13 protein-coding genes are annotated in these 15,226 nt (G+C 68.0%); 6 read left to right on the top strand and 7 right to left on the bottom strand.

Annotation, left to right across the window (positions count from 1 at the left end; all coding sequences use genetic code 11):
- Positions 1–12: 12 nt before the first annotated feature.
- The 3 genes from WS62_RS22575 to WS62_RS38890 all read right to left on the bottom strand — a co-directional run bounded on the left by WS62_RS22575 (position 13) and on the right by WS62_RS38890 (position 2,626).
- Complete coding sequence (locus tag WS62_RS22575) at positions 13–1,632, bottom strand: peptide ABC transporter substrate-binding protein (RefSeq protein ID WP_156441087.1); 1,620 nt, start codon at positions 1,630–1,632, stop codon at positions 13–15.
- Positions 1,633–1,815: 183 nt separating this feature from the next.
- A complete protein-coding gene (locus tag WS62_RS22570; RefSeq protein WP_066493108.1) occupies positions 1,816–2,397 on the bottom strand; it encodes a cupin domain-containing protein in 582 nt (193 codons plus the stop codon).
- Positions 2,381–2,626 (bottom strand): hypothetical protein, encoded by a 246-nt coding sequence (locus WS62_RS38890; RefSeq protein ID WP_082721199.1) that lies wholly within the window; start codon positions 2,624–2,626, stop codon positions 2,381–2,383. The genes WS62_RS22570 and WS62_RS38890 overlap by 17 nt, the downstream gene beginning before the upstream one ends.
- Here WS62_RS38890 and WS62_RS38390 point away from each other — a divergent pair.
- The 3 genes from WS62_RS38390 (at position 2,606) to WS62_RS37560 (ending at position 4,851) form a co-directional block, all read left to right on the top strand.
- Positions 2,606–3,037, top strand: a complete 432-nt coding sequence (locus WS62_RS38390; protein WP_231748383.1) for a hypothetical protein — start codon at positions 2,606–2,608, stop codon at positions 3,035–3,037. The genes WS62_RS38890 and WS62_RS38390 overlap by 21 nt on opposite strands.
- The gene (locus WS62_RS22565; protein ID WP_066575489.1) at positions 3,034–4,536 is read left to right on the top strand and encodes a peptide MFS transporter; all 1,503 of its coding nucleotides are present in this window, start codon (positions 3,034–3,036) and stop codon (positions 4,534–4,536) included. The genes WS62_RS38390 and WS62_RS22565 overlap by 4 nt, the downstream gene beginning before the upstream one ends.
- A 111-nt stretch (positions 4,537–4,647) precedes the next feature.
- A complete protein-coding gene (locus WS62_RS37560; protein ID WP_066575487.1) occupies positions 4,648–4,851 on the top strand; it encodes a hypothetical protein in 204 nt (67 codons plus the stop codon).
- Between the two features lie 41 nt (positions 4,852–4,892).
- Here the strand turns inward: WS62_RS37560 and WS62_RS22555 are convergent, their stop codons facing one another.
- From WS62_RS22555 to WS62_RS22545, 3 genes are all read right to left on the bottom strand, one after another.
- Positions 4,893–6,572, bottom strand: coding sequence for a phosphodiester glycosidase family protein (locus WS62_RS22555; RefSeq protein ID WP_066575485.1), 1,680 nt, complete (start codon positions 6,570–6,572; stop codon positions 4,893–4,895).
- 423 nt (positions 6,573–6,995) lie between these two features.
- A complete protein-coding gene (locus tag WS62_RS22550) occupies positions 6,996–8,111 on the bottom strand; it encodes an OpgC domain-containing protein (RefSeq protein ID WP_066575483.1) in 1,116 nt (371 codons plus the stop codon).
- Positions 8,112–8,535: 424 nt separating this feature from the next.
- Entirely contained in the window at positions 8,536–8,832 is a 297-nt protein-coding gene (locus WS62_RS22545) for an acylphosphatase (RefSeq protein WP_059469796.1), read from the bottom strand.
- 158 nt (positions 8,833–8,990) lie between these two features.
- Here WS62_RS22545 and hpnA point away from each other — a divergent pair, with 158 nt between their 5' ends.
- Positions 8,991–9,998 carry a hopanoid-associated sugar epimerase gene (hpnA, locus tag WS62_RS22540; protein ID WP_066575481.1) on the top strand — a complete coding sequence of 336 codons (1,008 nt, stop codon included), beginning with the start codon at positions 8,991–8,993 and terminating at the stop codon, positions 9,996–9,998.
- 935 nt (positions 9,999–10,933) lie between these two features.
- The gene (locus WS62_RS22530) at positions 10,934–12,631 is read left to right on the top strand and encodes a hypothetical protein (RefSeq protein WP_066575474.1); all 1,698 of its coding nucleotides are present in this window, start codon (positions 10,934–10,936) and stop codon (positions 12,629–12,631) included.
- Between the two features lie 73 nt (positions 12,632–12,704).
- On the opposite strand, the gene WS62_RS22525 is transcribed toward WS62_RS22530, so the two are convergent.
- Positions 12,705–13,895 (bottom strand): glycosyltransferase, encoded by a 1,191-nt coding sequence (locus WS62_RS22525; protein ID WP_066575472.1) that lies wholly within the window; start codon positions 13,893–13,895, stop codon positions 12,705–12,707.
- Between the two features lie 383 nt (positions 13,896–14,278).
- On the opposite strand from WS62_RS22525, the gene ispH reads away from it, so the two are divergent.
- A complete protein-coding gene (gene ispH, locus WS62_RS22520) occupies positions 14,279–15,220 on the top strand; it encodes a 4-hydroxy-3-methylbut-2-enyl diphosphate reductase (RefSeq protein WP_066575469.1) in 942 nt (313 codons plus the stop codon).
- The last annotated feature ends 6 nt before the right edge of the window (positions 15,221–15,226 follow it).

Below are 15,226 nucleotides of genomic sequence, written 5' to 3'. Positions count from 1 at the left end.
GATCGGCTCCGCTCAGTGCTTGGTCAGATACATGTCCTGCGACGCGCGCATGTCGATGTAGTTCGTCAGCGTGTAGCCGGCGACATACGGCTTCACGAGACGGTCCGCCGAATACTGGAAGAGCGACACCATCGGATAGTCGCTCATCGCGAGATCGTGCGCCTGCGTGAGGAGCGCCGTGCGCGAGCCGTCGTCGAGCTTCTGGTTCGCTTCGGCGACGAGCGCGTCGACCTTCGGATTGCAATAGCCGACCGTGTTCTGCGGGCTGCCGCAGCGAATCAGGTCGAAGAACGTCATTGCGTCGTTGTAGTCGGCGAACCAGCCGTCGCGCGCGACCTGCACCTTGCCGTCATGACGTTGCTTCATCAGCACCTTGAACTCGACGTTCTCGAGCTTCGCCGTCACGCCGAGCTTCGTGCGCCATTCGGACGCCGCGAAAAGCGCAACCTTCTTGTGCAGGTCGTTCGTGTTGTAGGTCAGCGTGAACGTGAGCGGATTCGAGTCGCCGTAGCCCGCCTGCTTCAGCAGGTTCTTCGCATACTCGACGCGTTTGCCCATCGGCCACGACGCCCAGTCCGGCGTGAACGGCCGCTGCACGCCCTTCACGCCCTTCGGCATCAGCCCGTACATCGGCACTTCGCCCGCCTGCGTGATCTTCGACGTCAGGATCTCGCGATCGAGCACCATCGCAAGCGCCTCCCGCACGCGCTTGTCCTTCAGCGCCGGGTCGCTGTTCTTCAGGAAGTAGTAATACGTCGCAAGCTGCAACCCCGGCCGCAACTCCTTGCCGAACTGCTTGCTGACCTGGCCGAAGCCGCCCGCGGGAATCGAATACGTGTAATCGATCTGGCCCGCCTGGTACATCCGCAGCGCGGTCTCGTCGTTCTCGATCGGCAGATAGGTGACCTTGCGGATCACGACGTTGCGCGCGTTCCAGTACTTGCCGCTCTTCGCCATCAAGATGCGGTTGTTCGGCTGCCAGTCGACGAGCGTGTACGGGCCATTGCTCACGATGTTCTTCGGCTGCGTCCATGCGCCGCCGAACTTCGTCACCGTGTCCTTGTTGACGGGCGTGAGCGGCGCCATCGCGGTCAGCTCGGGGAAGTACGACACCGGCACCTCGGTCGTCACTTCGACCGTGTACGGGTCAACCGCGCGAATGCCCAGGTTCGTCGGCGGCTGCTTGCCCGCAACGATCGCCGACGCGTTCTTCACGAACTCGACGAGGATCGTGTATTTCGAGCCCGTCTTCGGATCGGCGAGACGCTGCCACGAATACACGAAATCGGCGGCCGTCACCGGCTGGCCGTTGCTCCACTTCGCGTCGCGGCGCAGCTTGAAGATCCACGTATCCGGCGCCTTGTGCTCCCACGACTGCGCGACGCCCGGCACCACGCTCCCGTCCGCGGCGATGCGCGCGAGCCCTTCGAACAGATCGAGACCGATCGTGTTGCCGGTCCACGATTCGATGTGAGCGGGATCGAGCGATTCGACTTCGGCGGGCACCTGCCGCGTCAGATCCTGCTGATCGGCGAGAACGACGTTCGAGGGAACGGAGACGGCCGAGGCGAACTGCGCCGTGGTCAGGGCGAGCGCGGCCAGCACGGCCGCGAGGGCATGCGTGTGTTTCATCGTGTGCGATTGGTAGTGATAGCGGGAAAGCGGCGCGCGGTACAAGGCCGTGCGCGGCGCGGCGCGAAGAACGCTTAAGGCTGCGAAGAAACGGGGGGCCCCTGGTGCCTGTATTTCATGTTAGTCATCCTTACGTTGCTTTCGACAGGCATCCCGTTCGAGAAAACGAAGGAATGCCCCGCCTTAGAACAACCTCGGCGTCCCGACCCAGACCACCACCGACTCGATCTTCGCGGTGTTGACCCAGCTATGCGGGACCGTCGACTGGTAATGCGCGCTGTCGCCGGCGTACAGGACGAACGTCTTGCCCTCCAGCGTCAACGACACTTCACCTTCGATCACATACAGGAATTCCTCGCCTGCATGCGTCGTGACCTCGGACCGCTTCTGCCCCGGCGGCATCCGCACGAGAATCGCCTCGAGCTGGCGCCCTTCCGGCACGTTCGTCAGCCGCGCGAACAGGTTCGCCGAATCGGCGAAGCTGAAGAAACGCAGCTGATCGCCGCGGCAAACCGAACGCTCCTCGCTCGGCGTCTCGACGAAGTACTGCACCGTGACGCCCAGCGCATGCGCGATGCCGGCCAGCGACGTGATGGACGGCGACGCGAGCCCGCGTTCGACCTGCGACAAAAACGGCTTGGAAATACCCGCGGCAGTCGCTGTTTCGTCGAGCGTGCGCTTCAGCCTCTGCCGCAGCGCCCGAATCTTGCTACCGAGCGCGACGCCAGCATTGGCAGGCCGCGTGTTTTCAGTGGAAGGAACCATAGCAGGCCGAAATCTTATCGTCAAAAAATGTTTGATGGAAAATAACGAAGTTTGATAGATATGACTTACTCTTCGTCGTCTCGAATAGCGCTGCCAGCCCGAATCGGATGCCGCGAGCCGCGGCGCCGAGATCGAGACGGCACGCTATCTTGCCAGACTCACCGCCTTCACAGGCAAGCTCCACGCGGGTTTGCGCGTGTTGCGGCAAATGACGGCAGACGGCTTTCAATCAGCCCACGACCATGAGCAGCAAAGAAGACAGCCCTCTTTTTCGGGGATTACCCTGAGTGACGAAGATCCGACAGGCCGCGAGAATCGCGGCCGCCTCGCGAGCCGCGACGATCTCGCGGACCGCCCGTTTTTCACCGGCGACGGCGCGCGGCCCATCCGCTGCGCGCGGCGCCTCGTCGTGCGCCCCGATCCGGGCGCTTGCCCGCCTATCGACATGACTTCCCTTTCCTCTTTCTCGCGCGCCGCGCGCGCACGTTTTCGCATCTCGCCACCCGCACTGCACCGCCCTCGCGCCAGCGCCGATCCGCCGGGCCCGGCCCGCCGCCGCGTCGCGGCCGGCGTCTCGCCCGCTATCCGTCGCGTCGTCGCGCGCGGCGTTTCGTCTGCTCAATCCGGAGGTGCACAATGAATACTCGCGTGTCGCGGACCCGCTCGTTTACCACGGTCTTTCTGATCGAAATGTGGGAGCGTTTCGGCTACTACGGGATGGCGGCCCTGCTCGTCCTCTTCATGGTCGACAAGCTCGGCTTCACCGACGGCCATGCGAACCTGACCTGGGGCGCGTTCACCGCGCTCGTCTATGCGTCGCCGTCGATCGGCGGCTGGATCGGCGACAAGGTGCTCGGCGCGCGCCGCTCGATGATCGCCGGCGCGATCGTGCTGTGCGCGGGCTACCTGATGCTTGCGATTCCGAACGATCATCTTGCGTTCATGTATGCGTCGCTCGGCGTGATCGTCGTCGGCAACGGGCTCTTCAAGTCGAACGCCGCGAATCTCGTGCGCCGCATTTATGAAGGCGACAACGCACGAATCGACAGCGCGTTCACGATCTACTACATGGCGGTCAACATCGGCTCCACCGCGTCGATGCTCGCGACGCCGTGGATCAAGGATCACTGGGGCTGGCACGCGGCGTTCGCCGTCTGCTGCGCCGGGATGGCGCTCGGCGTCCTCAACTTCGTGCTGATGCATCGCACGCTCGCGCACATCGGCTCGCAGCCCGACGCGGAGCCCGTCCACTGGCGACGCCTCGCGGCCGTCGCGGCGGGCAGTGTCGCGCTCGGTCTCGTCACGATGTACGTGCTGGGCCACAAGCGGCTCGCGGTCGCGAGCGTGTGGACCGCCGCATTCGCGATTCTCGCGATCTTCGCGTACATGATCGTGAAGTCGAACCGCTCCGAGCGCGCGGGCCTCATCGCCGCGCTGCTGCTGATCGCGCAGGTGATCCTGTTCTTCGTCTTCTATGTGCAGATGTCGACGTCGCTCACGCTGTTCGCGCTGCGCAACGTCGATCCGCGCTTCATCCTGTTCGGCACGACGCTCTTCACGTGGAGCGCCGCGCAATTCCAGGCGCTCAATCCGATCTGGATCATGCTGCTGAGCCCCGTGCTCGTCGTGATCTACAACGGTCTCGCGAAGCGCGGCCGCGATCTGCCCGTCGCCGGGAAGTACGCGCTCGGCTTCGGCGTCGTCGCGCTCGGCTACCTGGCGTTCGCGATGAGCGGGCGCTTCGCGGTCGACGGCCGCGTGTCGTCGTGGTTCATGGTGGCGGGCTACGGCTTCTACTCGCTCGGCGAACTGCTCGTGAGCGGCCTCGGCCTCGCGATGATCGCGCGCTACGTGCCGGCCCGGATGGGCGGCTTCATGATGGGCGCGTACTTCGTCGCGACGGGCGTATCGCAATATCTCGGCAGCGTCATCGCGAACTTCGCGCAGATGCCGTCGCACGATCTCCCCGCGACCGCGTCGCTGCCGCTCTACATCGAGCTGTTCACGGGCCTCGGCTGGCTCGCGGCGGGCGGCATGGCGATCGGCCTGCTGCTGTTGCCGCTGATGAACAAGCTGTCGCGCGAGCATCTTCGCTGCGAAGCGGAGCGCCGCAACGCGCAGGCGGTCGCCGCGCACTAGTGAAATCCCTCGACGTGTGACTTGCGCGCCACATTCTCCCTACGGTTCGCCCATAAGCGTCCTACACTGAAACAACTCGCCGGCACGGGCGACATCGGCAGGGAGAGAACGATGAAAAACAAGTCAACGAGGCTTTGGCGGATGCTGTCGGACATCCGCCACGCGCAACGCTGCACGGCGCTGCGCGCGGCGGCCGCGGCAACCGACGTGGATGCGCTTCTGACCGAGCGCGACGACGATCCCCCCGACGCGGACGCCGCGACGCAGGACGACGCGGCGAGCGCGAAGCAAACGAGGACAGATCTGCGCCATTGATGCCGCCACGCCGCGCGCGCCGCTTGCGCACGGCTTCTTCGTCAGCTCGGCAACAGCATCAGTGTGTCGCCGACGCCTCGCTCGCCCGTCGTGTCGGACGGATGTCCGACCGTCTTTCCGCCAATCACCATGTTGCTCGAGCCGCCGCCGTCGAGATTGACGGCGGACGTCGCGCCCAGCCACGCCATCACCGCCGCCGTCTCCGGAATGCTCGTGCCGAGGCTCAGCGCCGGCTGCCGGCCGTCGATCTCGACGAGCAGGATCGTGCCGTCGGCCGCGACACCGACCGCCGTGCGCCCGTTGCGCGCAACGTACCAGCCGTTGTACCAGTTGCCGTTCGCGGTGCCGCCTTCGCCTGCGTCGACGCCGCCCACCGTCGGCGCGAATCCCTCCTGCGCGGCGCTCTGCGCGAGATTCGGCACCGATAGCGTCGGCCCCGCCTCGACGAGCGACGTGCCCGATGCGAACGCCAGGTTCGCGCCGTTCGCCGACAGCCGTTGCGATACGGCGAGGCGCGTGCCCGGCGTCGCGTGCGCCTGCAGCCACGCGGCGCTCGCGCCGAGCCCCTGCAGCACGTAGCCGTTCGGCGGCGGCGCCGCGCCGAGCGTCGCGTGGCCCGACACCACCGCGCCGTTCGCATCGACCACCAGCTCGTAGCGCGCCCCCCGATAGCCGGCGTCGACGAGCGTGTTCGACGCGCCGCCGCGCAGATACAGTGCGTCGTACATCACGAGGTCGTCGTAGTTCGTGCAGACCGTGTCCTGCGCCGGCTCGCGCGTCGGCGTCTGCGCCTGCACGCCGCAATTGACGACCGTGCCGAGGATCGGCCGGTTCAGCGTCTGGACCGCGATCGCGCTGCCCTGCGCGTCGGTCAGCGTGATCGTCGTCGCGAGGTTGCGCACGATCGTCGCGCGCTGGCGGCCGTTCGCGTCGCGCGCGAGCAGCAGGCCGGGACGCTTGCCGATCGCCGCGGCGGCAAGGCGTCCGTCGACGACCGTCGCGCCGACGGGCGATCGCGGCGGCAGCGGCGCGCCGAACGGATTGATGTTCGTGAAGAAGCCGCCGTTGATGCCGGCGAGCGCGTTGACGCGCGCCTGCGCCGCCGATACCGTCTCGCCGCCCGCGCCGAGATCGTTGCCGCCCGGCAGCGCGACCGACAGCGCCGCGCCGGCCCGCGACGGGTCGATCGCGAGCACGTTGACGATCCACGGTCCCGTTGTCGGATTGCCGGCGAGCGACGTATGCCGCGTGCCGGGCTTGTAGCGATTTCGCGTCGCCTGCGCGATCTGCACGGCCGCCGCCGTCGCGTCGGCCTGCGCCGCGTAGCGGCCGACCGACAGCCAGTAGCCGAGCACGTTGCCCTGCAGGTCGGTGCCCGCCGACGCGTCGACGCGCGCCGTGAAGCCGGCGGCGGCGAGATTCGCCGCATCGGTTTGCGTCGCGGCCTGCGTCGCATAGAAGCCGATGTTGACAGTCCAGAAGTCGGCCGCGCTCGGTGCGCCGCGCTTGATCTGGTAATAAGTGACGCCCGTCGCGACGGACTGCGACGACACGCCCTGCGCAAGGCCTTGCGGACCGAGCGGCATCTCGTTCGCGGGCATTGCCCAGCGCTGCGCAGCCGGCGTCAGATCGTCCCCGCCGCAGCTCGCGAGCGTGAGCGTCAACGCGACGACGGGCAGCAGACGTGCCGCGAAGATTCTGATTGATTTCGTTGTCCGCACGATTTTTCCTCGATCGATTTCGTCCGTTGCAAGGCAACGCGGCGGGGACCGAGTATACGAACTGCCCATGACGGCGCGGTTAAAGGCGAGGCGACCTGCACGAGCGAGCGGCCGCGCGCCGAACAGCGCTCAGCCGATGCCGAATCCCCAGCACGCAACGCGGCGCTGCCCGGCTCGCGTCGCCCCGGCCGATGCGACGCGAGGATTTCGATGCGATATGCGTGAAGCGTGGCGACACGCGCTCAAGCGCCGAACGGACGCGCGCGGCGGCGCGCGGCGGGCCGTGGCGGCTCGACGACCGGCAGGACGTCGCGGCGGTACCGCCGATGCTCATCGCGCAATGAGCGATACGTGCGGCGCATACGACGACGCGAACGGCAAGCGCACGTGAAAAAGATTGGCAGTGCGCACCACCTGCTTGCGTTACGCGGCCACGCTCCTGCGAATGCGCTGGAACAATTGTCCCGAGCTCGCGACGGTCAGCATCAGCGCGAGCGCGCACGCATCCGCGGCAAGACCGACTCCGACCTGCAGCATCCGCGCGTTGCCGTTCATCCCGTGCAGCACCGAATCGAGCGTCAGCGATATTGCCGCGCCGACGACGAAGCACAGCATCCCGCGCCGCCCGACCGCCACGACAGGCCACGCCGCGCGCGCGATCCGCGCGATCCAGCCGTAGCGAACGAGTTCGGCCATCAGCCACGCGAATGCGATGAAGTTCATCACGCGCGGCCACGCGAGATTGCGCTTGAGCTCGCCTTCCGGCAGCGGCAATCCGGAAAACAGCTTGTAGTACGCGCACGCGAGTACGACCGTGAGCGCGACTGCGGTGATCGCGGCGCCACCCGGCCCCGCCGCGACATCGCGATGCAGCGGCCAGCAGCGCACGAGCACGCCGAGCACGAACATCAGCTGCCACGCGAACGGATTGAAATTCCAACGGAACGAATCGGTGTCGAGGAGCTCGGCCGCGAGCCAGCCCGCGCAACTCCACAGCAGCACACTGCCGAACAGCAGCCACCATGGCTTCGCCCGCGCGAGCGGCACGACGACGGGCGTTGCGAGCGCGAACAGCACGTACATCGGCAACACCGACGCGAGATACGGCTGGCGCTTGAACGTCAGCAGTTCGATAAGCCCCGCGAGCGGCGACGCGAGCAGCACGCTGATGTCGTCGAGCGCCATGTTCGGCGCGTCGATCCCGTAATGGTCGAGCACGGCCGACACGACGAGCATCAGCGTCGACGTCGCGAGAAACGCGCGATAGATCTGCGCGGCGCGCCGCACGAAACGCCGCCGCGCGGCGCCCGCGCCGTGCCGCGCGCTAACGGCGAGATACGCGCTCGCGGTCGCGAAGCCGCCGAGGAACACGAACACCTCGGCCGCGTCGCACAGCGCGAACGCGTGCAGCGTCACGCGCGACAGCACGCTCGCGCCGATGTGATCGACGACGATCGTCAGCAACACGAGGCCGCGAAAGAAGTCGACCTCGATCGAGCGTCCGGCGGCCGCTTGGGCAGACATGGCGGGAAAACTCATCGCACGGCCGGGCCAATGCGTGTGGCGAGCGCGGCGCTGGCGGCGGGGAGCGGAACAATCAGGCTCGCGAGCCGTTCGGCCGCGATCGGAAGCGAGTACCGGGGGATTGTCCGGCGATGCGCCGCCGTAAAGGAGCAGCGCCCCTGCGACGTGAAAACATGACCGTTCATGGGCGGGCCCGTAGGCGCAAGAATTCGTTCAAAAATTCTAATCGCCGCTAAGGGTATGCCCTAAGTAACAAAATGAAACGAAATCTTTAGACAGATTACAAGACGGATCGCTCGTCGCGAATGCGGATGGGCATGCGGCGTGCCCGCTGTGGCGATGAGCGGGATTCACATGCGTGTCGCGCGATCGATGCGCGCCGACGCCGCCACCGACAGCGCGATCCCCCGCCCCGCCCGCGAATACTCGAACGCGGCGGTCAATGCTGCTGGAAGCGCTCGAAGCGCTTGTCGGTCCGGCGCTCCTCGAACGTCACCTCGGTCACGTGCGCGGCGGGCGGCCCGTGCCGCAGCCACGCGAGCATCCGGTCGATCTGCGGCGCCGTGCCTTGCAGCATCGCCTCGACCGAGCCGTCGTCGAGATTCGCAACCCAGCCGCGCAGACGAAGCGCATGCGCCTCGCGCACGGTCGCGTGCCGGAAGCCCACGCCCTGCACCACGCCGCGCACCCGCACGTAATAGGTTTCGATCCGTTCGTCCAGATCGTCGCCGTTCATCGCATCCCCCGTGTCATCCAATCGATCAAGCCCGGCATTGTAGTCGCGCGCCGTGAACGGCGCTCGACGCACAGCGCGCCGCCCATGCGAGGCGACCACGTACAATCTCGCACGACGCACAACAAGCCGCGCCGCACGACCGCGCGGCCATGAGGACTATGACTGACACACAACGCGATCTCGTTCTGGTGACCGGCGCTTCCGGTTTTGTCGGCTCTGCCGTCGCGCGCGCCGCGCGGCAGCAAGGCTATCGGGTGCGCGTGCTCGTGCGGCCGACGAGCCCGCGCACGAACGTCGCGGATCTCGACGCCGAGATCGCGACGGGCGACATGCGCGACGAGGCGTCGATGCGCGCCGCCCTGCGCGGCGTGCGCTACCTGCTGCACGTCGCGGCCGATTACCGGCTGTGGGCGCCCGACCCGCTCGAGATCGAGCGCGCGAATCTCGAAGGCGCGGTCGCGACGATGCGCGCGGCGCTCGCCGAGGGCGTCGAGCGGATCGTCTACACGAGCAGCGTCGCAACGCTGAAGGTGACGCCGTCGGGCGCATCGGCCGACGAATCGTCGCCGCTCGCGGCCGAGCAGGCAATCGGCGTATACAAGCGCAGCAAGGTGCTCGCGGAGCGCGCGGTCGAGCGGATGATCGCCGACGACAAGCTGCCGGCGGTGATCGTCAATCCGTCGACGCCGATCGGCCCGCGCGACGTGAAGCCGACGCCGACCGGCCGGATCATCGTCGAAGCCGCGCTCGGCAAGATGCCGGCGTTCGTCGACACGGGGCTGAACCTCGTGCACGTCGACGACGTCGCGCTCGGCCACCTGCTCGCGCTCGAGCGCGGGCGGATCGGCGAACGCTACATCCTCGGCGGCGAGAACCTGCCGCTGCAGACGATGCTCGCCGACATCGCGCAATTGACGGGCCGCAAGGCGCCGACGCTCGCGCTGCCGCGCTGGCCGCTGTATCCGATCGCGCTCGGCGCGGAGGCGGTCGCGAAGGTGACGAAGCGCGAGCCGTTCGTGACGGTCGACGCGCTCAGGATGTCGAAGAACAAGATGTATTTCACGTCGGCGAAGGCGGAATGCGAGCTCGGCTATCGCGCGCGGCCGTATCGCGAAGGCATCCGCGACGCACTCGACTGGTTCCGGCAGGCGGGCTACTTGCGCTGAGCGGCGCGCGAGCGTGGGCGGATCGCCGCGGCGATTCGTGGGCGCCTCGGAGGCGATTCGGAGGCGCTTCGGGTGCTTCGGGTGCTTCGGGGTGCTTCGGAGGCGATTCGGAGGCGCTTTGAAAACGCTTTGAAAACGCGCTTCAGAATCGAACGGGCGGCGCGGCCAAGCGGCGATTTGGCACGCGCTTCTCACGGCCCTTGCGACATTCCGGTTCTTTCGTGGCTCGCGGCAGGATATCGGCGCATCGCCTCCTCCTTGCGGAAAGCGCGAAGCCCGGCGCCCAATCGCCGACGCGGGAATCGGCGATCGAAAGCGCGTCGCGCGGTATACGGCATGCAACGAGCGGCATGCGGCCATGCGCGTATCGGCTCTTCGCACGGCCATCCGCCCGCGTCTCACGCAATACGGAGGCGATCGAAGCCGCCACGTTGTCAACGGCGCCGACCGGAGCATCCGGCTGCGGAAGCCATGCCGGCAACTTCGTGCGGCCGACGAGAAGAGAATTACACGCGATTCGAGATCGCCAAACACAGCGCAGCCTCACCTGCATCGGCATTCATGTCGCCACTTGTGCATATCCCGGCCGATACGGCGACGAACATCGCCAGCCCGTCGCCGGCAGTGTCTGCCGGCGCCGTCCGATCGCAGCCGACGTGAAGCGCGCCGCCACATGCCGACAGACAGAATCGGCAATCGGATGATCGCCAAACGCGGCGAAGCATGGGCGCATGACCTTCATGCCGCCATCCATCGACATCTTGCCCGATGCTGTCTCGAATAGTGCCGAACCGCCTCCAACGACGCAAACCAACACGCCCGGCAACCGTCGCAATAGCCATCGCCATGGCGTTACCAGCATTTTGTTACATGCAACGCTCGAACCTACGCAGGGCCTGCGGGTAAAATCGCGGGTCTTACTAGAGAATGCACGCATGAACTTGAACGATCAGATCGATACGCTCGACAGCCGCGTCGATCAGCTCATCCATACGGTGTGTGCGGTGGCGAGCGCAGCCCAGGAAGCCGCCGCCACTGCCGCCGCAGACAAGGCCGCCGCGCGGGCCGCCGCCGAAGAAGCCGCCACGAAGCACGCGGAAGCCGCCGAGAGGTCCGTCGAACGGTCGACGCTCGAAGCCCTCGCCGCTCAGGCGGCCGCCGACAAGAACGCCGCCGAGTCGCTCGCGACGCAGGCTGCCGCCGTCCGGGCCGCGGCCGAAGCCGCCGCTGCGCAGGCGGTCACCGACAAGGCCGCAGCCGAAGTGCTCGCCACCCGGGCGGCAGCGGATCGCGCCACTGCCGAGCACGCCGCGGCGCAAGCGGCGGCGGACAAATCGGCCGCCGAGTCGCTCGCCGCAACCGAACGCGCGGCTGCGGAACAGGCCGCGACCGACAAGGCCGCCGCCGAAGCGCTTGCTGCGCAGGCGGCCGCCGCTCGCGCAGCCGCGGAACACGCGGCGGCTCAAGCCGCCGCCGACAGGAGCTCCGCCGAATCGCTCGTCGCGCAGGCAGCATCGGAGCGCGCGACCGCCGAGCACGCGGTCACGCAAGCGGCCGCCGACCGGGCCGCAGCCGAACACACCGCACGCCAGGCCGCGACCGACAAGGCCACGGCCGAATCGCTCGCCGCCCAAGCGACGGCGGATCGCGCAGCGGCCGAACAAGCCGCCGCTCAGGCAGCAGCCGACAAGACCGCAGCCGAATCGCTTGCCGCCCAAGCGGCGACCGCGCACGTGACGGCGGATGCGAGCATCGCCGAGCGGGACGCAGCCGATCGCACCTCGGCCGAACAGGCAGCTGCGCAGGCCGCCGACGACAAGGCGAAGGCCGAAGCGCTCGCCGCCCAAGCGGCCGCGGACCGCGCTGCTGCCGAGCAGGCCGCCGCCCAGGCAGCGGCCGACCGGGCGGCAGCGGAATTGCTCGCCGCGCAGGCGAGCGCCGAGCGCGCAGCCGCCGACGCGCACGCGACCGAACAAGCCGCGACGGACCGCGCAACCGCCGACGCCGCGGCCGCGGCCGCGCAGACTGCCAGCGACAAGGCCGCGGCCGAGTCGCTCGCCGCACAAGCCGCGGCGGACCGCACGGCTGCCGAGCAGGCCGCCGTCCAGGCGGCGGCCGACAAGGAGGCGGCGGAGTCGCTGTTCACGCAGGCCATGACCGAACGCTCGGCTGCGGAAGCCGCTGCCGCGCGCGCCGCGAGCTACAAGGCGACGGCCGAATCGCTCGCGTCGCAGACCGAGCAGAACCGCGCGGTCGTCGTTGCCGCTGCGCCGGTCGCGACGATGCAAGCGGCGAACGGCCAGCCGAGCCAGCCGTCGCTGCACGTCGCACGGCCGTCGCAGGACGAGATCACGCTCGCGCTCGGCGAACGCTCGGTGTCGCTGCCGCCGCAGCAGCTCAGTCAACTGATCGAGGAATTGGCGCACGCGCGTGCGTCGATGACGATCGAGCAGCCGACCGGTCTGCCGACCGGCTGGCGCTTCGTGTCGACGCGCAATCCGCTGATGGCTGTGCAGAAGCAGATGAACGGCGACCGCCTGCTCGTCGCGCGGCACAGCGGCTACGGCTGGGTGCCGTTCACGTTCTCGCCGGACATCGTGATCCAGCTATACATGCTGCTCACGCAGAAGTGAGGCGGCGGCGGCGCGCCGTCTCGTTGCCGGCGCGCCGAACCGCTATCGGCGGCCGCGCCGCCGTCACGACGCGTCAACGGTCCTGCACCGGCGCCTGCACGCGCGCCTTCCACTGCCCGCCCTTGCCGCGCCAGTAGCGCATCGCCGACGCGACCGTCGCGCCGACATAGAACAGCGCGACGAGCGGCAGCGCGGGCGCCCACCACGGCGAGCGGCGGTAATAGCTCAGCATCGGCGCGTACGCGGTGCACATCGACGCCCACGCGAGCCACGCCGGCCACGCGCGCGCGCCATACGCGAGCGCGGCGACGGGCGGCACCAGATAGATGATCGTCATTCCGACGAGCGTGCCCAGCAGCAGCACCGGCGAGTAGCGGAGCTGCGTGAACGCGGTCCGCGCGATCATGTTCCAGATGTCGCGCCAGCTGTCGTACGGGCGCAACGACACGCTACGCTCGGCCAGGTCGAGCCGGATCGGATGATGCCCGGCGCCGCGATGCTTGATCTGCGCGGCGAGGCTGCAATCGTCGATCAGCGCGCCGCGGATCGATTCGATGCCGCCCGCCTCCTCAAGCGCGTCGCGCCGCACCAGCATGCAGCCGCCCGCCGCGCCCGCCGTCTTGTTGCGCGGATCGTTGACCCACGAGAACGGGTAGAGCTTCGCGAAGAAGAACACGAACGCCGGGATCAGCGCCTTTTCCCAGAACGAATCGCACCGCAGCCGCACCATCAGCGACACGAGATCGCGCTTCTCGGCCTGCGCGCGTGTGACGAGCTGCGCGACCGCGTCCGGCGGATGGCCGATGTCGGCATCCGTCAGCAGCAGATAGTCGGCGGGCAGCCCGAGCGAGCGCACCGCGGCGATCCCCTGCGACTGCGCCCACACCTTGCCCGACCAGCCGGCAGGCAGCGCCTCGGCGCTCAGCACGGTCAGCCGGTCGGCGCGGCCGGCGGCCGCCGCGGCCGCGCGTGCTGCGTCGGCGGTGCCGTCGGTGCTGTGGTCGTCGACGACGATCAGACGGAACGGGCCCGCGTAGTCCTGCTCGACGAGCGATTTGACGGCCTCGCCGATCACGTCGGCCTCGTTGCGGGCGGGCACGACGGCCGCAATCGCGGGCCAGCCGGCGTCGGTGGCCGCGCCGCGCGCGTCGGGCGGCAGGCGCCGCGCGGGGCGCGCGCGCCAGAAGCCGCCGCGCGCGAACAGCAGCACGAGCCAGATCACGAGCGACAGGCACGACAGCAGAAACACGACGATCAGCGTCATGCGCGGCCCTCCGCCCGTGCGCCGCGGCGGCCCGGCGCGCGGCCCGCGCAGGCGGCCCGGCGCGCCGCCGCGCCCGTTTCGTTACGATCGACTTCCATGCAAATCAGCCCTTTAAGTGCCTTCCGGCGTCAGCGAACCGAAAGGATCGGTGAAAACCGCCTAGTTTACTGGGTTTGACGCGCGCGCAAGCGCCGGACCCCCGGGGTTGCTCCAATTGCCACAACGTCAGGAACGGTAAAGCACGCAAAAGCCGATAGGGTTAAAATGCGCGATTACTTCGGGGTGCCGGGCCCGTTCCTGCATTCATAACATCCAAGTTGGGGCGATCGGCCCGGCCTGCCGGCCGCTCGCAACCCGCGTCAGTCGTCGGAGTTCGCCCAAATATGCGAGTCATCCTTGCCCAGCCTCGCGGCTTTTGTGCGGGAGTTGTCCGCGCGATCGAGATCGTCGATCGCGCGCTGCAACAGCACGGCGCGCCGGTCTATGTACGTCACGAGATCGTTCATAATCGGCACGTCGTTGAAAACCTGAGAAATAAAGGGGCGCGATTCGTTGAGGAACTCGACGAAGTGCCGCACGGCGCCGTCGCGATCTTCAGTGCGCACGGCGTCGCCCAGACGGTCGAAAAGGATGCCGAGGCCCGGGGCCTCGACGTCCTCGACGCGACCTGCCCGCTCGTCACGAAAGTGCACGTGCAGGGGCGCCAGTACGTCGCGGCCGGCCGCCGGCTGATCCTGATCGGTCACGCCGGCCACCCGGAAGTCGAAGGCACGATCGGCCAGATTCCGGGCGAGGTGATCCTCGTCCAGAGTGAAGCCGAGGCCGACACGCTGACGCTGCCCGCCGATACGCCCATCGCGTACGTCACGCAGACGACGCTGTCGGTCGACGACACGCGCGGCATCATCGAGGCGCTGCAACGCCGGTTCAACGACATCATCGGCCCGGACACGCGCGACATCTGCTACGCGACGCAGAACCGCCAGGCAGCCGTGCGCGAGCTGAGCGAACAGGTCGATGTGCTGCTCGTCGTCGGCGCGACGAACAGCTCGAACTCGAACCGGCTGCGCGAGATCGGCACCGAAAGCGGCGTGCCGAGCTATCTCGTCGCGGACGGCTCGGAAATCCGCGCCGATTGGTTCGCCGACGCACGCACAGTCGGTCTCACGGCCGGCGCGTCGGCGCCCGAAGAAATGGTCGAGGACGTGATCGCCGCACTGCGCGCGCTCGGTCCGGTCGAGGTCGCGACGATGTCCGGCCGCGAGGAAAAAGTCGAATTCAAGTTGCCGGCGAAGCTCACGCAAGCTGTCGCCCGCGAAGTTTAAGGAGGA

The organism is Burkholderia sp. ABCPW 14 (assembly GCF_001523835.1).
GTDB classification, from domain to species: Bacteria; Pseudomonadota; Gammaproteobacteria; order Burkholderiales; family Burkholderiaceae; genus Burkholderia; species Burkholderia mayonis.
Note: the sequence above shows the minus strand (reverse complement) of the source record. Positions and strands in the feature narration are given on the sequence as shown.

Excerpts from the sequence above, each read along its gene's own strand:
- WS62_RS22570 (WP_066493108.1), bottom strand. The coding sequence starts at position 2,397 with ATGGTTCCTTCCACTGAAAACACGCGGCCTGCCAATGCTGGCGTCGCG.
- WS62_RS22545 (WP_059469796.1), bottom strand. The coding sequence starts at position 8,832 with ATGAACGGCGACGATCTGGACGAACGGATCGAAACCTATTACGTGCGG.
- WS62_RS22525 (WP_066575472.1), bottom strand. The coding sequence starts at position 13,895 with ATGACGCTGATCGTCGTGTTTCTGCTGTCGTGCCTGTCGCTCGTGATC.
- WS62_RS37560 (WP_066575487.1), top strand. The coding sequence starts at position 4,648 with ATGAAAAACAAGTCAACGAGGCTTTGGCGGATGCTGTCGGACATCCGC.
- WS62_RS38390 (WP_231748383.1), top strand. The coding sequence starts at position 2,606 with ATGACGGCAGACGGCTTTCAATCAGCCCACGACCATGAGCAGCAAAGA.
- hpnA (WP_066575481.1), top strand. The coding sequence starts at position 8,991 with ATGACTGACACACAACGCGATCTCGTTCTGGTGACCGGCGCTTCCGGT.
- WS62_RS22550 (WP_066575483.1), bottom strand. The coding sequence starts at position 8,111 with ATGAGTTTTCCCGCCATGTCTGCCCAAGCGGCCGCCGGACGCTCGATC.
- WS62_RS22565 (WP_066575489.1), top strand. The coding sequence starts at position 3,034 with ATGAATACTCGCGTGTCGCGGACCCGCTCGTTTACCACGGTCTTTCTG.
- ispH (WP_066575469.1), top strand. The coding sequence starts at position 14,279 with ATGCGAGTCATCCTTGCCCAGCCTCGCGGCTTTTGTGCGGGAGTTGTC.
- WS62_RS22530 (WP_066575474.1), top strand. The coding sequence starts at position 10,934 with ATGAACTTGAACGATCAGATCGATACGCTCGACAGCCGCGTCGATCAG.
- WS62_RS22575 (WP_156441087.1), bottom strand. The coding sequence starts at position 1,632 with ATGAAACACACGCATGCCCTCGCGGCCGTGCTGGCCGCGCTCGCCCTG.